The organism is Enterobacter sp. 50588862 (genome assembly GCF_001462935.1).
In the GTDB taxonomy this organism is placed as follows: domain Bacteria; phylum Pseudomonadota; class Gammaproteobacteria; order Enterobacterales; family Enterobacteriaceae; genus Enterobacter; species Enterobacter bugandensis.
In genome coordinates this window covers 89,648-106,400 of sequence record NZ_LNHM01000021.1, presented here as the reverse complement: position 1 = coordinate 106,400, position 16,753 = coordinate 89,648, and the positions used below count along the sequence as shown (strand labels likewise).

21 protein-coding genes are annotated in these 16,753 nt (G+C 54.3%); 8 read left to right on the top strand and 13 right to left on the bottom strand.

The genetic code is table 11. The annotated features are described in order from the left end of the window. Nucleotides 1-27: 27 nt before the first annotated feature. Nucleotides 28-654, bottom strand: a complete 627-nt coding sequence (gene rlmE / locus APT89_RS08345; RefSeq protein WP_003861812.1) for a 23S rRNA (uridine(2552)-2'-O)-methyltransferase RlmE — start codon at nucleotides 652-654, stop codon at nucleotides 28-30. 127 nt (nucleotides 655-781) lie between these two features. Here rlmE and yhbY point away from each other — a divergent pair, with 127 nt between their 5' ends. Beyond that, nucleotides 782-1,075: a ribosome assembly RNA-binding protein YhbY gene (yhbY, locus tag APT89_RS08340; RefSeq protein WP_003861814.1), complete on the top strand. Its 294-nt coding sequence runs from the start codon at nucleotides 782-784 to the stop codon at nucleotides 1,073-1,075. 152 nt (nucleotides 1,076-1,227) lie between these two features. Here the strand turns inward: yhbY and greA are convergent, their stop codons facing one another. Next, complete coding sequence (gene greA / locus APT89_RS08335) at nucleotides 1,228-1,704, bottom strand: transcription elongation factor GreA (protein ID WP_006812122.1); 477 nt, start codon at nucleotides 1,702-1,704, stop codon at nucleotides 1,228-1,230. Between the two features lie 228 nt (nucleotides 1,705-1,932). On the opposite strand from greA, the gene dacB reads away from it, so the two are divergent. Genes dacB through pmrB form a run of 3 tightly spaced genes read left to right on the top strand, consistent with a single transcriptional unit; the run spans nucleotide 1,933 to nucleotide 5,071 of the window. Further along, nucleotides 1,933-3,366 carry a serine-type D-Ala-D-Ala carboxypeptidase gene (gene dacB, locus APT89_RS08330; RefSeq protein WP_028014554.1) on the top strand — a complete coding sequence of 478 codons (1,434 nt, stop codon included), beginning with the start codon at nucleotides 1,933-1,935 and terminating at the stop codon, nucleotides 3,364-3,366. Between the two features lie 2 nt (nucleotides 3,367-3,368). After that, nucleotides 3,369-4,031, top strand: a complete 663-nt coding sequence (gene pmrA / locus APT89_RS08325) for a two-component system response regulator PmrA (RefSeq protein WP_028014555.1) — start codon at nucleotides 3,369-3,371, stop codon at nucleotides 4,029-4,031. After that, a complete protein-coding gene (gene pmrB, locus APT89_RS08320; protein ID WP_041907874.1) occupies nucleotides 4,028-5,071 on the top strand; it encodes a two-component system sensor histidine kinase PmrB in 1,044 nt (347 codons plus the stop codon). The genes pmrA and pmrB overlap by 4 nt, the downstream gene beginning before the upstream one ends. A gap of 33 nt (nucleotides 5,072-5,104) precedes the next feature. On the opposite strand, the gene cgtA is transcribed toward pmrB, so the two are convergent. From cgtA to rplU, 4 genes are all read right to left on the bottom strand, one after another. Then, nucleotides 5,105-6,277: an Obg family GTPase CgtA gene (gene cgtA, locus APT89_RS08315; RefSeq protein WP_014885381.1), complete on the bottom strand. Its 1,173-nt coding sequence runs from the start codon at nucleotides 6,275-6,277 to the stop codon at nucleotides 5,105-5,107. Between the two features lie 15 nt (nucleotides 6,278-6,292). Beyond that, nucleotides 6,293-7,258, bottom strand: a complete 966-nt coding sequence (locus APT89_RS08310; RefSeq protein WP_028014557.1) for a DMT family transporter — start codon at nucleotides 7,256-7,258, stop codon at nucleotides 6,293-6,295. Between the two features lie 95 nt (nucleotides 7,259-7,353). Continuing rightward, nucleotides 7,354-7,611, bottom strand: coding sequence for a 50S ribosomal protein L27 (rpmA, locus tag APT89_RS08305; RefSeq protein WP_004385076.1), 258 nt, complete (start codon nucleotides 7,609-7,611; stop codon nucleotides 7,354-7,356). Between the two features lie 19 nt (nucleotides 7,612-7,630). Further along, nucleotides 7,631-7,942, bottom strand: a complete 312-nt coding sequence (gene rplU / locus APT89_RS08300; protein ID WP_003025032.1) for a 50S ribosomal protein L21 — start codon at nucleotides 7,940-7,942, stop codon at nucleotides 7,631-7,633. Between the two features lie 257 nt (nucleotides 7,943-8,199). On the opposite strand from rplU, the gene ispB reads away from it, so the two are divergent. Further along, nucleotides 8,200-9,171 (top strand): octaprenyl diphosphate synthase, encoded by a 972-nt coding sequence (gene ispB, locus APT89_RS08295; protein ID WP_028014558.1) that lies wholly within the window; start codon nucleotides 8,200-8,202, stop codon nucleotides 9,169-9,171. A 230-nt stretch (nucleotides 9,172-9,401) separates the two neighbouring features. After that, on the top strand, nucleotides 9,402-9,689 hold the full coding sequence (sfsB, locus tag APT89_RS08290; RefSeq protein WP_028014559.1) for a DNA-binding transcriptional regulator SfsB: 288 nt from the start codon (nucleotides 9,402-9,404) through the stop codon (nucleotides 9,687-9,689). A 61-nt stretch (nucleotides 9,690-9,750) separates the two neighbouring features. Here the strand turns inward: sfsB and murA are convergent, their stop codons facing one another. From murA to mlaF, 7 genes are all read right to left on the bottom strand, one after another. After that, on the bottom strand, nucleotides 9,751-11,010 hold the full coding sequence (murA, locus tag APT89_RS08285) for a UDP-N-acetylglucosamine 1-carboxyvinyltransferase (RefSeq protein ID WP_028014560.1): 1,260 nt from the start codon (nucleotides 11,008-11,010) through the stop codon (nucleotides 9,751-9,753). Between the two features lie 50 nt (nucleotides 11,011-11,060). Beyond that, entirely contained in the window at nucleotides 11,061-11,315 is a 255-nt protein-coding gene (gene ibaG, locus APT89_RS08280; RefSeq protein ID WP_008501458.1) for a BolA family iron metabolism protein IbaG, read from the bottom strand. A 126-nt stretch (nucleotides 11,316-11,441) separates the two neighbouring features. Continuing rightward, nucleotides 11,442-11,735, bottom strand: a complete 294-nt coding sequence (mlaB, locus tag APT89_RS08275) for a lipid asymmetry maintenance protein MlaB (protein ID WP_060572039.1) — start codon at nucleotides 11,733-11,735, stop codon at nucleotides 11,442-11,444. Beyond that, a complete protein-coding gene (mlaC, locus tag APT89_RS08270) occupies nucleotides 11,735-12,370 on the bottom strand; it encodes a phospholipid-binding protein MlaC (RefSeq protein WP_028014562.1) in 636 nt (211 codons plus the stop codon). Before mlaC ends, mlaB begins: the two co-directional genes overlap by 1 nt. Before the next feature lie 17 nt (nucleotides 12,371-12,387). Then, nucleotides 12,388-12,936, bottom strand: a complete 549-nt coding sequence (gene mlaD / locus APT89_RS08265; protein WP_041911946.1) for an outer membrane lipid asymmetry maintenance protein MlaD — start codon at nucleotides 12,934-12,936, stop codon at nucleotides 12,388-12,390. A gap of 4 nt (nucleotides 12,937-12,940) precedes the next feature. Next, on the bottom strand, nucleotides 12,941-13,723 hold the full coding sequence (gene mlaE / locus APT89_RS08260; RefSeq protein ID WP_045630729.1) for a lipid asymmetry maintenance ABC transporter permease subunit MlaE: 783 nt from the start codon (nucleotides 13,721-13,723) through the stop codon (nucleotides 12,941-12,943). Nucleotides 13,724-13,730: 7 nt separating this feature from the next. After that, entirely contained in the window at nucleotides 13,731-14,543 is an 813-nt protein-coding gene (mlaF, locus tag APT89_RS08255; RefSeq protein WP_028014565.1) for a phospholipid ABC transporter ATP-binding protein MlaF, read from the bottom strand. A gap of 227 nt (nucleotides 14,544-14,770) precedes the next feature. Here mlaF and APT89_RS08250 point away from each other — a divergent pair, with 227 nt between their 5' ends. Both APT89_RS08250 and kdsD read left to right on the top strand, forming a co-directional pair. Continuing rightward, nucleotides 14,771-15,748 carry a calcium/sodium antiporter gene (locus APT89_RS08250; protein WP_045630730.1) on the top strand — a complete coding sequence of 326 codons (978 nt, stop codon included), beginning with the start codon at nucleotides 14,771-14,773 and terminating at the stop codon, nucleotides 15,746-15,748. A gap of 13 nt (nucleotides 15,749-15,761) precedes the next feature. Continuing rightward, nucleotides 15,762-16,748, top strand: coding sequence for an arabinose-5-phosphate isomerase KdsD (kdsD, locus tag APT89_RS08245; protein ID WP_028014567.1), 987 nt, complete (start codon nucleotides 15,762-15,764; stop codon nucleotides 16,746-16,748). Nucleotides 16,749-16,753: the final 5 nt, after the last annotated feature.

Below are 16,753 nucleotides of genomic sequence, written 5' to 3'. Positions count from 1 at the left end.
AAACTTTCGTCTGAAATCTCCCGGTTATCATTTTCGCCCGGTCGCTACAATATACACTTCACGGGAACGGGCCCGGGAAGAGTCCGGCTTACGAACTTTGACCTTCGCAAACAGGGAGCGAATTTCCTTAAGATACTCCTCGAAACCTTCGCCCTGAAACACCTTCACAACAAAACTACCACCAGGCGCTAGTACATCACGACACATTTCTAACGCTAGCTCCACCAGATACATGGCGCGGGGGATATCCACCGCCGGTGTTCCGCACATATTTGGTGCCATATCCGACATGACAACCTGGACCTTACTGTCACCAACACGATCAAGTAACGCTTTCAGCACTAATTCATCACGAAAGTCGCCCTGAAGGAAGTCGACACCAACGATGGGATCCATTGGTAAAAGATCGCACGCAATGATTCGGCCCGTTCCGCCGATCTGCGTTACCGCATACTGGGACCATCCGCCAGGTGCCGCACCGAGGTCGACAACCGTCATCCCCGGCTTAAAAAGTTTGTCACTTTGCTGTATTTCATCAAGTTTAAACCAGGCACGGGAACGTAACCCCTTTTTCTGTGCCTGTTGAACATATTTATCGCTAAAGTGTTCCTGAAGCCAGCGGCTGGAACTGGCAGAACGCTTTTTACCTGTCATTTAACATTTCCGTCCTGGTTCATCGTTGCTTGCCTGTGACGTAAATTTCTACGCAGCTATTTGGCGATATAAGGGAGATGGCGGTAGAATGAACCGTTTTCAATCCCAACGTAAGCAAAAATATACGATGAATCTGAGTACTAAACAAAAACAGCACCTTAAAGGTCTGGCACATCCGCTCAAGCCTGTAGTCATGCTTGGCAACAATGGTTTGACCGAAGGGGTGCTTGCCGAGATTGAACAAGCGCTGGAACACCACGAGCTGATCAAGGTGAAAATCGCCTCTGAAGACAGAGACACTAAAAACCTGATCGTGGAAGCCATCGTGCGCGAAACCGGCGCCTGTAATGTACAGGTCATCGGTAAAACGCTGGTGCTCTATCGCCCATCTAAAGAGCGTAAAATCTCGCTGCCACGCTAAGGATATCCTGAATCAATCACATTTTCTGTGTGAAACGAGGGATTTCTTTCAGCAGGCTCAGCAAAATGCCATGCTCCTTGAGTTGATAAAAGGCCGCTATGCGGCCTTTTTCTTTTCTTTACAATGTATCAACATCTTAGTAGAGAAGCGAATTACAGGTATTCAACCTTGATAATTTCGTATTCCACTTCACCGCCAGGGGTGCGGATGGTGACAACATCGTCCTGCTCTTTGCCAATCAGGCCGCGAGCTATGGGTGAGTTCACCGAAATCAGGTTCTGTTTGAAGTCTGCTTCATCATCGCCCACGATGCGATAGGTTTGCTCTTCATCGTTGTCGAGGTTCAGAACGCTGACGGTAGAACCAAAGATCACGCGACCGTTGTTAGGCATTTTGGTGATATCGATAACCTGCGCATTAGACAGTTTCGCTTCGATATCTTTAATGCGCCCTTCACAGAAACCCTGCTGCTCGCGCGCCGCATGGTATTCAGCATTCTCTTTCAGGTCGCCATGCTCACGGGCTTCCGCGATAGCGGCGATGATTTCAGGGCGACGCACGGATTTCAGGAAATCCAGCTCTTCGCGCAATTTTTCGGCACCACGTAAGGTCATCGGAATAGCTTGCATTTGTTATACCTCTTAAACATTCCTGTTGGGAGCAGTGTTCCCTGCTCCTGCCCCCCGAAGCGGGCAAGAAGCAAAAAGAAAACCGACCCGGGAGCGACGCCCCAGGTCAGCAGCAATTTTTCAATTTGATACGCATTTTACCGCGAAGTTCACTATGGGTCATCGTTTACTTTGCAGTGCCATGCACCGTAGTATGACGGTTTGTTTTCGGGTTGTTAGCGCGAGATTATGCGATTTTCCAGTTTTATCATCGGATTGACTACCAGTATAACGTTCACCGCCCAGGCCGCGAATGTTGATGAGTACATTAATCAGCTCCCCGCAGGCGCGAACCTCGCCCTGATGGTGCAGAAGGTTGGCGCACAGGCTCCCGAGATTGACTATCACAGTCAACAGATGGCGCTGCCTGCCAGTACCCAGAAGGTGATCACTGCCCTCGCCGCCCTGCTCCAACTCGGGCCTGACTTCCGTTTTACCACCACGCTTGAAACCAAAGGTAACGTCGACGGTGGCGAACTGAAAGGCGATCTTATCGCCCGTTTCGGTGGCGATCCCACCTTTAAGCGCCAGGATATCCGCAACATGGTAGCGGTGTTGAAAAAATCCGGCGTGACAAAAATCGATGGCAACGTGCTGATCGATACCTCCATTTTTGCCAGCCACGATAAAGCACCAGGCTGGCCGTGGAACGACATGACGCAGTGCTTTAGCGCCCCGCCAGCCGCCGCGATTGTTGACCGCAACTGCTTCTCGATTTCCCTTTACAGCGCGCCCAAGCCGGATGATTTAGCGTTCATTCGCGTGGCATCTTACTATCCGGTGACCATGTTTAGCCAGGTGCGAACGCTGGCTAAAGGCTCCCCTGATGCCCAGTACTGCGAACTGGACGTGGTGCCTGGCGATCTTAACCGCTACACCCTCACCGGCTGCCTGACGCAGCGCGCCGATCCCCTGCCGCTGGCCTTCGCGATTCAGGATGGCGCAAGCTATGCGGGTGCGATTCTCAAGGATGAGCTGAAGCAGGCGGGAATAACCTACTCCGGCACGCTGCTACGCCAGACGCAGGTCAACCAGCCCGGAACGGTCATTGCCAGCAAACAGTCGCCACCGCTGCACGATTTGCTGCGAATTATGCTGAAAAAGTCTGACAACATGATTGCCGACACCGTGTTCCGCATGATTGGCCACGCGCGTTTCGGCGTGCCGGGAACCTGGCGCGCGGGCTCAGACGCTGTTCGTCAGATCCTGCGCCAGCAGGCGGGAATCGATCTGGGTAACACTATCGCCGTTGATGGTTCAGGATTATCGCGTCATAACCTGATTGCCCCGGCCACCATGATGCAGGTGCTTCAGTACATTGCACAACATGACACTGAGCTAAACTTTATCTCAATGCTGCCGCTTGCCGGACACGACGGTTCGCTGCAGTACCGCGCCGGGCTTCACGCGGCGGGTGTGGATGGCAAAGTCTCCGCGAAAACAGGTTCACTGCAGGGGGTGTATAACCTGGCAGGGTTCATCACGACCGCCAGCGGACAGCGCATGGCATTCGTGCAGTATCTTTCCGGCTATGCCGTCGAACCGACCGACCAGCGCAACCGCCGTATTCCACTGGTTCGCTTCGAAAGCAGGCTTTATAAAGACATCTACCAGAATAACTAGCGATGAAACTACTTATAGTTGAAGACGATCTGTTATTACAGGAAGGACTGGCTCTGGGACTCGCCAATGAAGGCTATGCCCTGGACTGTGCCGGCACCGCGGCAGAAGCAGATGCCCTGATCCAGAGCGGCGAATACAGCCTGGTGATCCTTGACCTGGGCTTGCCGGACAAAGACGGCGCGACGCTGCTTACCCAGTGGCGTCGCCGGGGCATCGCCAATCCGGTGTTAATCCTGACGGCACGCGACGCCATTGAAGATCGTATTACCGGCCTTGATGCTGGCGCCGATGATTACCTGGTGAAGCCCTTTGCGCTTGCAGAACTTCAGGCTCGGGTGCGAGCGTTAATACGCCGTTATCAGGGCCATAGTGATAACTTACTAACCGACGGGGACATTACCCTGAATCTGCAAACCCAGCAGGTATTGCGCCAGTCCCAGCCCGTTGAAGTCACACCAAAAGAGTTCGCCTTGCTGACGCGTCTGATCATGCGAAGCGGACAAACGGTACACAGAGAAACCCTTCAGCAGGATATCTATTCCTGGCAGGACGATCCGGGGTCAAATACCCTGGAAGTCCACATCCACAACCTGCGTCGTAAGCTCGGCAAAGACCGGATTAAAACCGTCCGCGGCGTTGGCTACCGCCTGGAGAGCCAGAAATGAACAGCATGCGTCGGCGATTAATGGTGTTGCTGGCGGTCATTCTGTTATTTTTCCAGCTGATAAGCGTCATTTGGTTGTGGCACGAAAGCCGAGAGCAGATTGGCTTTCTGGTGAACGAAACGCTGTCGGCAAAATCGCGTAACAACCACGTCGAGAAAGAGATCCGCGAAGCGATTGCCTCGCTGCTGGTTCCTTCTCTGGTGATGGTTGGGTTTACGTTATTTTTCTCGTTCTGGGCGGTCACCTGGATAACCCGACCGCTGAACAAACTGCGCGTGAGCCTGGCTAACCGTTCGGCGGATAACCTAACCCCACTTCCTATGTATTCCGACATGGAAGAAATCGGCGCCGTTACCACCTCGCTCAATCAGCTACTCGCCAGGCTGGACAGTACCATTCAGCAGGAGCGTCTCTTCACGGCTGACGCCGCCCATGAACTGCGAACGCCTCTTGCCGGAATCAGGCTCCATCTGGAGCTCATGGCCCAGTCAGGCTCTACGCAGGCCACGACGCTCATCAGCCGTATTGACCAGCTAATGCACACCGTTGAGCAACTGCTGATGCTGGCCCGTGCAGGACAGGCAATGGCGAGCGGCCACTATGAAACCATCAACTGGACGGACACCATTATCACGCCTCTTGGTCTTGAGCATGAAGCCAAAGAGCATACGGTGATTTGGCCTGCTAAAAGCGCGCTCACGGTTCAGGGAGACGCGGTACTGCTGCGGCTGATGCTGCGCAACCTGCTGGAGAATGCCGGGCGCTACAGCCCGACAGGCACCACGATTACCGTGACGCTTACCGAGGTCGAAGGCGGTACGCAGCTCAGCGTTATCGATCAGGGGCCTGGTATTGACGAAGCGCATCGACAGTCGATCACGGAGCCGTTCCGTCGCCTCGATCAGCGTTACGGCGGCAGCGGCCTGGGCCTGAGTATCGTACAGCGCATCCTGCAGCTTCATCACGGTAAGCTGATGCTGGAGAATGGTGCTGAAGGCGGCCTGATAGCAAGCTGCTGGCTGCCCTCAACGCTGGAATGAAAAAAGCCCCCTGATGGGGGCTTTGGACAGATATTAGTGCTTGTAGATGAACTCGACACCTTCTTCGTCGTCTTCATCCCAGTCATCGTCCCAGTCGTCTTCCTCTTCCGCTTCCAGCTCTTCGAGCTGCTGGCGGTGGTAGTCATCCCACATGAATTCGACTTTTTCTGGCTGTTTCGCTTCTTCAGCCTGAACGACAGGGTTCTCGATGATGAAGGTCATCACATCCCAGCAGAGATCTTTCACGCCAACCTGGCTTGCCGCGGAGATAAGGTAGTATTTATCTTCCCAGCCCATTGCTTCGGCAATCGCTTTGGCTTTCGCTTCGGCTTCCGCTTTATCCATCAGGTCGATCTTGTTGAAGACCAGCCAGCGTGGCTTACTCGCCAGTTTTTCGCTGTATTTTTCCAGCTCACCGATAATAATACGGGCGTTTTCAACCGGATCGGAACCGTCGATCGGATCGATGTCGATGAGGTGCAACAGTACGCGGCAACGCTCAAGGTGCTTCAGGAAGCGAATACCCAGGCCAGCCCCTTCCGCGGCGCCTTCAATCAGGCCCGGAATATCGGCGACCACAAAGCTCTTCTCGTTATCCATACGGACAACGCCGAGGCTTGGTACCAGCGTGGTAAACGGATAGTCCGCTACTTTTGGCTTGGCCGCAGAGACGGCGCGAATAAAGGTCGATTTACCTGCGTTTGGCATACCCAGCATGCCCACGTCAGCCAGCAGCATCAGTTCAAGTTGCAGGTCGCGCTTATCACCCGGGGTACCCATCGTTTTCTGACGCGGGGTACGGTTAACGGAAGATTTGAAACGGCTGTTACCCAGACCGTGCCAGCCGCCTTTCGCCACCATCAGGCGCTGACCGTGTTTGGTCATATCGCCCATGGTTTCACCGGTGCCCTGATCGATAACGCGCGTACCAACCGGAACCTTAATGGTCACGTCTTTACCGCGTTTACCGGTACAGTCACGGCTCTGGCCGTTCTGTCCGCGTTCTGCGCGGAAGGATTTTTCAAAGCGGTAGTCGATCAGCGTGTTGAGGTTTTCATCCGCCTCCAGCCACACGTCACCACCATCGCCACCGTCACCGCCGTCAGGGCCGCCACGAGGAATATATTTTTCACGGCGGAAGCTTACACAACCGTTACCGCCATCACCTGCCACGACCAGAATCGTCGCTTCATCAACAAACTTCATTTTACTCTCCGTAACTCATTCGCCTGAGCGGGGGACTACTACGACCGCTTCATTTTTGCGCCAACGTCCCCAAAGACGATGACCAATGGCGGAATACATCGCGCCCGCAACCACGACAAACGCACCGAGATAACCCAACAGGTTGAGCATCGGTCTGACGAAGACATCGGGCCAGGCCATTGATAACAAATCTGAAAATAACAGCGTAAACAGCGGGGTAAGCGTGATCAATGCGCTCACCTGTGCTGCCTGCCAGCGCGCCATCGCTTCCGCCAGCGCGCCATAACCGACCAGCGTGTTAAGCCCACAAAAAATGAGGCACGCCAGTTGCCAGTCGCTCAGCTGGGTAATGACGCCCGGCTTCGCTAACGGCAATAATGCCACTGTACACAAAGTGTACAGCAAAAAAAGGATCTGCTGTGAGGCCAGGCGACGCAATAACACCTTTTGCGCGACGCCATAGCTCACCCAGACCGTTGCTGCACCCACGCCGAAGATCACGCCCCAGGTGTAGTCCGTAAGCCGGGTAAAAATCTCGATCAGGCTGGTGTTGAAGAACATCACCAGGCCGCATAGCAGCATGCTTGCCCCGATAATCTGCGTCCCGCGCATCTTCTCTTTGAGGATGAACACGCTCGCGACCATCATGCCCACAGGCGAAAGCTGACCAATCACCTGAGACGCCGTAGGGCTCAAATACTGCAGGGAAGAGCTGAACAGGATAAAGTTACCGAACAGACCGCCCGTCGCAATGGCCAGTAACACCAGCCATCGAGGTTTGCGGAAGAGCCGTAGCGGTGGAAGCTTGCCTTTAACTGCAAGGATGGTCCCGAGACCAATGCTTGCCATCAGGAAGCGATAAAAGACCACCGTAGGCGGCTCCATCACTTCCAGTACCTGCTTCATTGCAATTGGCAGCGCACCCCAGCACATTGCGGTCGTGAGCGCCAAAAGAATACCAATGCCGGCCTGCTGCTTCATGCCCGTTTTCCCTACAGAAAATTTTCCGGGTTTCCAATGTAAAAAGCCCCGCAACACGTTGCGGGGCTTTAATCCGTTACCGGACCGAGAAAACCTTACTCAGCAACGATGCTGATGTATTTACGGTTGTTCGGGCCTTTAACTTCAAATTTCACTTTACCGTCTGCTTTAGCAAACAGAGTGTGGTCACGACCGCAACCTACGTTGTTGCCAGCGTGGAATTTAGTACCACGTTGACGAACGATGATGCTACCCGCCAGAACGGATTCGCCACCGAAACGCTTAACGCCCAGGCGTTTAGCTTCTGAATCGCGACCGTTACGTGTGGAGCCGCCAGCCTTTTTATGTGCCATTTAAATCTCTCCTCAGGTCTTAGGCGCTGATGCCAGTAATTTTCACATCAGTGAACCACTGACGGTGGCCCTGCTGCTTACGGTAGTGTTTACGACGACGAAACTTAACGATTTTAACTTTCTCGCCACGACCGTGTGCAACAACTTCAGCTTTGATAACGCCGCCATCAACGAAAGGAACGCCGATTTTGACTTCTTCACCGTTTGCGATCATCAGAACTTCTGCGAACTCAACAGATTCGCCAGTTGCGATGTCCAGCTTTTCCAGGCGAACGGTCTGACCTTCGCTTACTCGGTGTTGTTTACCACCACTTTGGAAAACCGCGTACATATAAACTCCGCTTCCGCGCACGTCCTCGTATGAATCAGAGTGCGCTATAAATATTCACAATAGGGCGCGAATATTACGCAAAACGCGAGCCTTTGACAAGTGCTACCGTCAATACATGAAGAAAAAAAACACAACACGTACGGTAACGTTTATCTGAGCCGTTTTTTCAGTACAATCAGCACTACTATTGATAAACCGAAACCCTTCGTTACCCCATTTAAGATGGGATCAACAGGATAAAAAGCCCGGCTTTTGCGATGAATTTAGAAAAAATCAACGAGTTAACCGCGCAAGATATGGCGGGTGTAAATGCAGCAATCCTGGAGCAACTCAACTCTGACGTTCAGCTGATCAATCAGTTGGGCTATTACATTGTCAGCGGCGGCGGTAAACGCATTCGCCCGATGATTGCCATTCTGGCTGCCAGAGCCGTTGGCTATCAGGGAAATGCCCACGTGACGATCGCCGCGCTGATCGAATTTATTCACACCGCGACGCTTCTGCATGACGATGTTGTGGATGAATCCGATATGCGTCGTGGCAAAGCCACGGCAAACGCTGCCTTCGGGAACGCCGCCAGCGTTCTGGTCGGGGACTTTATCTATACCCGCGCCTTCCAGATGATGACCAGCCTGGGCTCTCTGAAAGTGCTCGAGGTGATGTCCGAAGCCGTTAACGTCATCGCTGAAGGCGAAGTGCTGCAGCTGATGAACGTCAACGACCCGGACATCACTGAAGAAAACTACATGCGCGTTATCTACAGCAAAACAGCGCGCCTGTTTGAAGCGGCCGCCCAGTGTTCCGGCATCCTGGCTGGCTGTTCCGAGGCGCAGGAGAAAGGACTGCAGGATTATGGACGCTATCTGGGTACGGCATTCCAGCTGATTGATGATTTGCTGGACTACAGCGCAGACGGCGAAACGCTTGGCAAAAACGTTGGCGATGACCTGAACGAAGGCAAACCGACCCTGCCACTGCTTCACGCGATGCGTAACGGAACGGCCGACCAGGCGAAAATGATCCGTGAGGCGATCGAACAGGGAAATGGCCGCCATCTTCTGGAACCTGTACTGGAAACGATGGCCATCTGCGGCTCGCTGGAATGGACGCGTCAGCGTGCTGAAGAAGAGGCTGACAAAGCCATCGAAGCTCTCCAGGTTATTCCAGACAGCCCATGGCGCGATGCTCTGATTGGTCTTGCCCATATCGCTGTTCAACGCGACCGTTAATCTTGCACCCACCTCCCCGTATCCATCGCGGGGAGGTTCAAAAACGCACCAGTAAATTCCGCATTCATGTAAATGAATCGGGTTAAAGCCCGCATGAATAAAGCCATGTCTTATTCTGAATATCCCTTCAAGTAACGCGAACTTTTTAGAACAAGAAGTCGAAATGAGTATAGTAAGCCAGTCGTTTCAGAAGAAACGGCGTAGGTGAATCCGAACTTAAGGACAGCGTTATGGATACGAAATTTATCGACTGGCATACGGCAGATATCATTGCGGCACTGCGCAAAAGAGGTACGTCACTTGCAGCAGAGTCCCGCCGCCATGGTCTGAGTTCTTCCACCCTGGCCAACGCCCTGACCCGCCCCTGGCCAAAGGGAGAATTGATTATCGCGACGGCGCTGGAAACGCACCCGTGGGTGATCTGGCCTTCACGTTATCACGATCCTGTTACTCATGAATTTATCGACAGAACGCGCATGATGCGCCAGAGAAAAGCAAAAACAGAACCGCAGGGATAACGGTTTTTTTGACAGGAATAGCAACCCCCCGGTCATTTCTGGCAGGGGGCTGCCGGAACGATTACTCGCCCTTCACACGCTCGATATTGGCACCCAGCGCGCGCAGTTTGTCTTCAATACGTTCATAGCCACGATCGATGTGATAAATACGATCCACCACCGTTGTGCCTTCCGCGATACAGCCCGCCAGCACCAGGCTTGCAGACGCACGCAGATCCGTTGCCATTACCTGAGCACCGGACAGTTTCTCAACGCCATGGCAAATCACGGTGTTACTTTCGATCTCAGCATGTGCACCCATACGGATCAGTTCCGGTACGTGCATAAAACGGTTCTCGAAAATCGTCTCGGTAATCACACCGGTTCCTTCGGCCACCAGGTTCAGCAGAGTGAACTGTGCCTGCATATCGGTCGGGAATGCCGGATGCGGAGCCGTACGCACGGTCACCGCTTTAGGACGCTTGCCGTGCATGTCGAGGCTGATCCAGTCTTCACCGGTTTCAACATCGGCACCCGCTTCACGCAGCTTCGCCAGAACGGCATCCAGAGTGTCTGGCTGTGCATTACGGCAGACAATCTTACCGCCAGAGATCGCCGCAGCCACCAGGAAGGTGCCGGTTTCGATACGGTCCGGCAGAACGCGATACACACCACCGCCCAGACGCTCAACGCCTTCAATGGTGATGCGGTCAGTACCCTGGCCGGAAATCTTCGCGCCCAGCGCCACGAGGAAATTGGCGGTATCCACGATCTCCGGTTCGCGCGCGGCGTTTTCGATGATGGTGGTACCTTCTGCCAGCGTTGCCGCAGACATGATGGTGACGGTAGCGCCTACGCTCACTTTGTCCATGACAATGTGCGCGCCTTTCAGACGACCGTTGACGGAGGCCTTAACGTAACCCTCTTCCAGCTTGATCTCTGCGCCCAGTTTCTCCAGGCCAAAAATATGCAGGTCAACCGGACGCGCGCCGATGGCGCAACCGCCCGGCAGCGAAACCTGACCCTGACCGAAACGTGCCACCAGCGGGCCAAGCGCCCAGATAGATGCACGCATGGTTTTAACCAGATCGTAAGGCGCAGAGAAGTTGTTCACGTTGCTGGCGTCGATCCAGACGGAACCGTTGCGCTCAACTTTAGTGCCCAACTGGGTGAGCAACTTCATGGTCGTGTCGATATCTTTCAGCTTCGGTACGTTCTGAATTTCTACCGGCTCTTCCGCGAGCAGCGCAGCGAAGAGGATTGGCAGCGCGGCGTTCTTCGCGCCAGAAATTGTGACTTCGCCCTGGAGACGCGTTGGCCCCTGTACACGAAATTTATCCATTGTGTGCTCTCTTATAAATTCAACCGTGCTGCGGGCCTGTCGCCCTCAGCTCAAAAACCGTTTAGTTTGCGATCGCGTGCCCACTCTTGCGGGGTGAACGCTTTAATCGACAGGGCGTGGATGCGGTTATCCGCAATATATTCCATCAGCGGCGCGTACACAGCCTGCTGCTTCTTCACACGGCTCATACCGTCGAACATCTCACCCACAGCAATAACCTGGAAGTGACTGCCATCGCCAGTGACGTGGGCTTCCTGAAGGGAGAGTGCATTCATCAGCACTGTCTGGATTTCATGATTTTCCATGGGCTCTTAATCATCTGATAGTGAAAACAAGCCCAACATCTTAGAGCAAAGTGGCGTCGTCTTAAACAAGCAAAAAGCCCCGACGATGAAACTGTCAGGGCTTTCGGAAGTAACGCACTGAAAATATTAACGAGGCAGTACGTCCTGAGGCAGATTGTAGAGTTGCGCAAGGGTAACGACATTGTCACTCGCGCCATGAAGCATGACGCTTGTTCCCTGCTTTTTGCCCACGGCAACCAAATGGGCGAGCAGCGCAACGCCTGCCGTATCCACCCGCGTGACGTCGGTTAAGTCGATAAGCGTCACGCCCTGCATCGCCTCATGGCGTTTATCCCACAGTGGGTTCAGCAGATCCTGGTCCAGCTCACCGGACAGCCTTAACGTCTCACCTTCACGCGACCAGCGGAGTTGCTGCGCCATTACTTCTTCTCGTCCAGGGTAATTTTCTGACGAGCAATGGACTGTAGCTGTGCGGTCAGGCCATCAATGCCCTTGGTGCGCAGCAGGTCGCTCCACTCGTTTTGTTTAGTGGTGATCATGCTCACCCCTTCGGCGATCATGTCATACGCCTGCCAGTGGCCGGTCTGGCTATTTTTACGCCACTGGAAATCCAGGCGCACCGGCGGACGGCCGTTAGGATCGATGATCGTTACGCGAATAGGCACGATGGTCGCATCACCCAGCGGCTGCTCCGGGGCGATCTGATAGGTCTGACCGTGGTACATCGCCAGCGCCTGACCATACGCCTGCTTCAGGTATTCACGGAATGCGGCAAAATAGGCCTCACGCTGCGCCGGGGTGGCGTCTTTGTAATAGCGGCCCAGCACCAGCGCTCCCGCATATTTGATCTGCACATACGGCAGCAGTTCCTGGTCAACCACGTCACGCAGATAGTCAGGATTCGCGCGAATTTTTGGCTGTTCGTTTTTGAGACGGTCGAAGGTTTTCTTCGCAGCTTCGTCCATCAGTTTGTACGGGTTGCTCTGATCCGCAGCATGTGCCGCAGTGAGAGGGGCAATGACCAGCATGGCAACCATTAACAGTCGTTTAAACATGAATGACTTCTCCTGAATTAATTCGCAGCACCAGGGGTCGGCGCAACGTTGGTATGGTCTTCACTCTGCGCAGGGGCATCGTCAGACTTTTTATCATCCCCTTTACTGTTGTAAAGGAACTGACCAATCATGTCCTCCAGCACCATCGCGGACTTCGTATCCTGGATAACGCTACCGTCTTTAAGGATAGTCGTTCCCAGCTCGGGATCTTCAAAGCCGACGTTAAGTGCCAGATATTGTTCACCCAGCAGGCCGGAAGTACGGATAGAAAGGGAGCTGGTGTCCGGAATGTGGTTGTAACGTTCTTCGATATCCATCGCAACGCGCGGCAGATACGTTTTCTCATCGAGCGTAATGTCAGATACGCGGCCGATCACCACACCGCCAATGCGGACCGGTGAACGCGCCTTCAGCCCGCCGATGTTATCGAACGTGGCATAGATGCGATACGTCGGCTCGGTGCGTACTGAGGTGATATCCGCCGCTCTCAGGCAGATAAACAGCGCCGCCAGCAGCGCCAGCAGCAGGAAAACGCCGACCCAAATTTCATTTTTTCTCGTTTGCATGAACTCAATTCCCAAACATCAGTGCGGTGAGCACAAAATCCAGGCCCAGTACGGCCAGCGACGAATGTACGACAGTACGTGTAGTTGCACGGCTAATGCCCGCCGACGTCGGGATGGCATCGTAACCATTGAACAATGCAATCCAGGTGACCGTAATGGCAAACACCACGCTTTTAATCAGGCAGTTAACCAGATCCATTCGCAGGTCGATGGCGTCCTGCATCGCAGACCAGAAGAAGCCGGCATCGATGCCTTTCCAGTTGACCCCAACCAGCGAACCGCCCCAGATCCCCACGGCGACAAACAGAATAGTCAGTAGCGGGAGCGAGATCACCCCCGCCCAGAAACGCGGCGAGATCACGCGACGCAGCGGATCGACCGCCATCATCTCCATGCTGGATAGCTGCTCGGTCGCACGCATCAGGCCAATCTCAGCCGTTAATGCCGACCCAGCGCGTCCGGCAAACAGCAGTGCCGCCACAACCGGACCCAATTCGCGCAGCAGCGAAAGCGCCACCAGCATTCCGAGGCTGGTTTCCGCACTGTAGGTTGTCAGAACAAGGTAGCCCTGCAGCCCCAGCACCATGCCGATAAACAGACCGGAAACAATAATGATGAGCATCGACAGCACGCCGACATTATAAAGCTGACGCACCAGCAGAGGGGCGTGCTTGCTAAACTCCGGCTTGCCGACCAGCGCGTTGAATAACATCAATCCGGCACGCCCGAACGTCCTGATGGTTTTTATGCCACGGTGTCCGAGAGCGGCCAACGCATTTAACAGCATGAGTGGCTTAACTCCCTATTCCCAGTAAATCGTCACGATAATCGCCCGCCGGGTAGCGGAACGGTACGGGTCCGTCAGCAATACCGTCGAGGAACTGCCGTACGCGTGGATCGCAATTTTCCTGCAGCGCCTGGGCGCTGCCGTGTGCAACGATCTTTTTGTCCGCCACGATATAGGCGTAATCGGCAATGCTCAACACTTCCGGTACATCGTGAGACACCACGATACAGGTGACGCCGAGCGCGCTGTTCAGTTCAGAGATGAGCTTTACCAGCACGCCCATCGTGATGGGATCCTGCCCGACGAACGGTTCGTCGAACATGATTAAATCGGGCTCTAATGCAATAGCTCGCGCCAGCGCGGCGCGGCGCGCCATCCCGCCGGACAGCTCCGAAGGCATTAGCTTCGCGGCTCCTCGCAACCCCACAGCTTCAAGCTTCATCATCACCGTGCTTTTCAGCAGCTCAGGCGGCAGGCTGGTATGCTCGCGCAGCGGATAGGCCACGTTATCAAAGACGTTCATGTCGGTGAACAACGCCCCCGACTGAAAGAGCATACTCATACGTTTGCGGACAGTATACAGGCGCGAGCGCGACATCTCCGGGACGTTTTCGCCATCGAAGAGGATTTCACCGCTATCCGGTGGGATCTGACCACCAATTAGGCGCAGGAGGGTCGTTTTACCGATCCCGGACGGCCCCATGATGGCGGTGATTTTGCCACGCGGTACGGTCAACGAAATATCATCGAATATCAGTCGATTGCCGCGAGAAAAACTCACACCGCGGACATCGACGATATTCGCCATCGTTTGGCTCATTTATAGTTCCTTTCTTACCCTGCTCACGTTAAGACGTGCAGCCTGAATCAGCCCTTAACCCCGCATTTTTACAGAATATTAGCCGTTGAGGTTAGCGAAAGCTGGCATTTGTTTTACTTTTCCGGCGCATAAAGTCAAAATTAGGAATTCGTTACGCCTCAGACCGTATGCAGTCCAGCCATTCCCGCGCGATGGACCGACAAGTATACCTGAAGAAAGGACTTTTGATGCTTTTAGCAACAGCACTGTTAATCATTGGTTTACTGTTAGTGGTCTACAGTGCTGACCGTTTAGTCTTTGCTGCATCTATCCTGTGTCGCCTGACGGGTGTACCGCCTGTAGTCATCGGGATGACCGTGGTCAGCGTTGGCACGTCACTTCCTGAAATCATCGTCTCCGTCTCGGCGTCGCTGCATGGTCAGTTAGACCTGGCAATTGGCACCGCGATTGGCTCTAACATCGTTAATATATTACTGATTTTGGGCCTTGCGGCACTGCTCCATCCATTTCGCGTGCATTCTGATGTTCTGCGCCGTGAATTGCCGCTAATGTTAGTCGTAAGCCTGCTGGCAGGGTGCGTATTTTATGATGGCGTACTGAGCTATAGCGACGGCATTTTCCTGCTGGCGTTGGCCGTCATCTGGTTACTGTATAGTGTTAAAATTGCCCGCCAGGCGGAAAAACAGGGTCAGGATAGCCTGACGCGTGAACAGGTTGCCGAACTCCCGCGGGAAGGCACGCTGCCGGTCGCCCTCCTCTGGCTTGGCGTTGCGCTGATCATCATGCCGATGGCAACGCGCATGGTCGTGGATAACGCGACGGTACTGGCGAACTATTTCGCCATGAGCGAACTGACGATTGGCCTGACGGTTATTGCTATCGGCACCAGCCTGCCGGAGCTGGCCACCGCCATTGCGGGGGCACGTAAAGGGGAAGATGACATCGCCATTGGTAATATCATCGGCTCCAACATATTTAATATCGCGATTGTCATGGGCCTGCCGGCTCTGATTACGCCGGGGCCGTTTAATCCTCTGGTGTTTTCACGCGATTACGGGGTGATGTTGCTGGTCAGCGTGATATTTGCCCTGCTCTGCTGGCGGCGGCAACGCCAGATCGGCAAAGGCGCAGGCGCGCTGCTGACGGGTGGATTTATCGTATGGATGGCGATGCTGTACTGGCTCTCGCCTCTTCTCTCTGGGTAAACGGAAACGCATTATGTCGCAAATAGAATTGCAGCCGGGTTTTGACTTTCAGAAAGCAGGCAAAGAGGTTCTGGAGATTGAACGTGAAGGTCTGGCGCAGTTAGATCAGTACATTAATCAGGATTTTAGTCTGGCATGTGAGAAGATATTCTACTGTGCCGGGAAAGTCGTGGTGATGGGGATGGGCAAGTCCGGCCACATTGGGCGCAAAATGGCGGCAACGTTTGCCAGCACCGGAACCTCGTCCTTCTTTGTACACCCGGGGGAAGCCGCGCACGGCGACCTGGGGATGGTCACGCCGCAGGATGTCGTTATCGCGCTGTCCAACTCCGGTGAGTCCAATGAAATTCTGGCATTGATCCCCGTACTGAAGCGTCTGCAGGTGCCGCTGATTTGCATGACCAGCCGTCCGGAAAGTAGCATGGCGCGTGCGGCCGATATTCATCTGTGCGTTAAAGTACCGAAAGAGGCCTGCCCGCTCGGCCTGGCACCAACGTCCAGCACCACCGCCGCGCTGGTCATGGGCGATGCGCTTGCCGTCGCGCTGCTTGAAGCCCGCGGTTTTACGCCGGAAGATTTCGCGCTCTCCCATCCGGGCGGCGCGCTGGGGCGCAAGCTGCTGCTGCGGGTAAACGATATTATGCACACCGGGGATGAGATCCCTCACGTCAGCAAAGAAGCCTCCCTGCGTGATGCGCTGCTGGAAATCACCCGTAAGAATTTGGGTATGACGGTCGTGTGCGACGATCTGATGAAAATTCAGGGGATCTTCACCGATGGCGACCTGCGTCGCGTGTTCGACATGGGTGTAGATGTCCGCACGCTCGGCATTGCCGATGTGATGACGCCCGGCGGCATTCGCGTGCGTCCGGGAACGCTGGCCGTGGATGTGCTGAACCTGATGCAGTCCCGCCATATCACCTCCGTTATGGTTGCCGATGGCGACCAGTTGCTGGGTGTGGTACATATGCATGATCTGCTGCGCGCTGGCGTAGTGTAATAAAG

Excerpts from the sequence above, each read along its gene's own strand:
- mlaB (WP_060572039.1), bottom strand. The coding sequence starts at position 11,735 with ATGGCGCAGCAACTCCGCTGGTCGCGTGAAGGTGAGACGTTAAGGCTG.
- yhbY (WP_003861814.1), top strand. The coding sequence starts at position 782 with ATGAATCTGAGTACTAAACAAAAACAGCACCTTAAAGGTCTGGCACAT.
- rpmA (WP_004385076.1), bottom strand. The coding sequence starts at position 7,611 with ATGGCACATAAAAAGGCTGGCGGCTCCACACGTAACGGTCGCGATTCA.
- mlaE (WP_045630729.1), bottom strand. The coding sequence starts at position 13,723 with ATGCTGTTAAATGCGTTGGCCGCTCTCGGACACCGTGGCATAAAAACC.
- kdsD (WP_028014567.1), top strand. The coding sequence starts at position 15,762 with ATGTCGCAAATAGAATTGCAGCCGGGTTTTGACTTTCAGAAAGCAGGC.
- cgtA (WP_014885381.1), bottom strand. The coding sequence starts at position 6,277 with ATGAAGTTTGTTGATGAAGCGACGATTCTGGTCGTGGCAGGTGATGGC.
- pmrB (WP_041907874.1), top strand. The coding sequence starts at position 4,028 with ATGAACAGCATGCGTCGGCGATTAATGGTGTTGCTGGCGGTCATTCTG.
- pmrA (WP_028014555.1), top strand. The coding sequence starts at position 3,369 with ATGAAACTACTTATAGTTGAAGACGATCTGTTATTACAGGAAGGACTG.
- mlaD (WP_041911946.1), bottom strand. The coding sequence starts at position 12,936 with ATGCAAACGAGAAAAAATGAAATTTGGGTCGGCGTTTTCCTGCTGCTG.
- ibaG (WP_008501458.1), bottom strand. The coding sequence starts at position 11,315 with ATGGAAAATCATGAAATCCAGACAGTGCTGATGAATGCACTCTCCCTT.
- dacB (WP_028014554.1), top strand. The coding sequence starts at position 1,933 with ATGCGATTTTCCAGTTTTATCATCGGATTGACTACCAGTATAACGTTC.
- APT89_RS08310 (WP_028014557.1), bottom strand. The coding sequence starts at position 7,258 with ATGAAGCAGCAGGCCGGCATTGGTATTCTTTTGGCGCTCACGACCGCA.
- greA (WP_006812122.1), bottom strand. The coding sequence starts at position 1,704 with ATGCAAGCTATTCCGATGACCTTACGTGGTGCCGAAAAATTGCGCGAA.
- mlaF (WP_028014565.1), bottom strand. The coding sequence starts at position 14,543 with ATGAGCCAAACGATGGCGAATATCGTCGATGTCCGCGGTGTGAGTTTT.
- ispB (WP_028014558.1), top strand. The coding sequence starts at position 8,200 with ATGAATTTAGAAAAAATCAACGAGTTAACCGCGCAAGATATGGCGGGT.
- APT89_RS08250 (WP_045630730.1), top strand. The coding sequence starts at position 14,771 with ATGCTTTTAGCAACAGCACTGTTAATCATTGGTTTACTGTTAGTGGTC.
- rlmE (WP_003861812.1), bottom strand. The coding sequence starts at position 654 with ATGACAGGTAAAAAGCGTTCTGCCAGTTCCAGCCGCTGGCTTCAGGAA.
- rplU (WP_003025032.1), bottom strand. The coding sequence starts at position 7,942 with ATGTACGCGGTTTTCCAAAGTGGTGGTAAACAACACCGAGTAAGCGAA.
- sfsB (WP_028014559.1), top strand. The coding sequence starts at position 9,402 with ATGGATACGAAATTTATCGACTGGCATACGGCAGATATCATTGCGGCA.
- mlaC (WP_028014562.1), bottom strand. The coding sequence starts at position 12,370 with ATGTTTAAACGACTGTTAATGGTTGCCATGCTGGTCATTGCCCCTCTC.
- murA (WP_028014560.1), bottom strand. The coding sequence starts at position 11,010 with ATGGATAAATTTCGTGTACAGGGGCCAACGCGTCTCCAGGGCGAAGTC.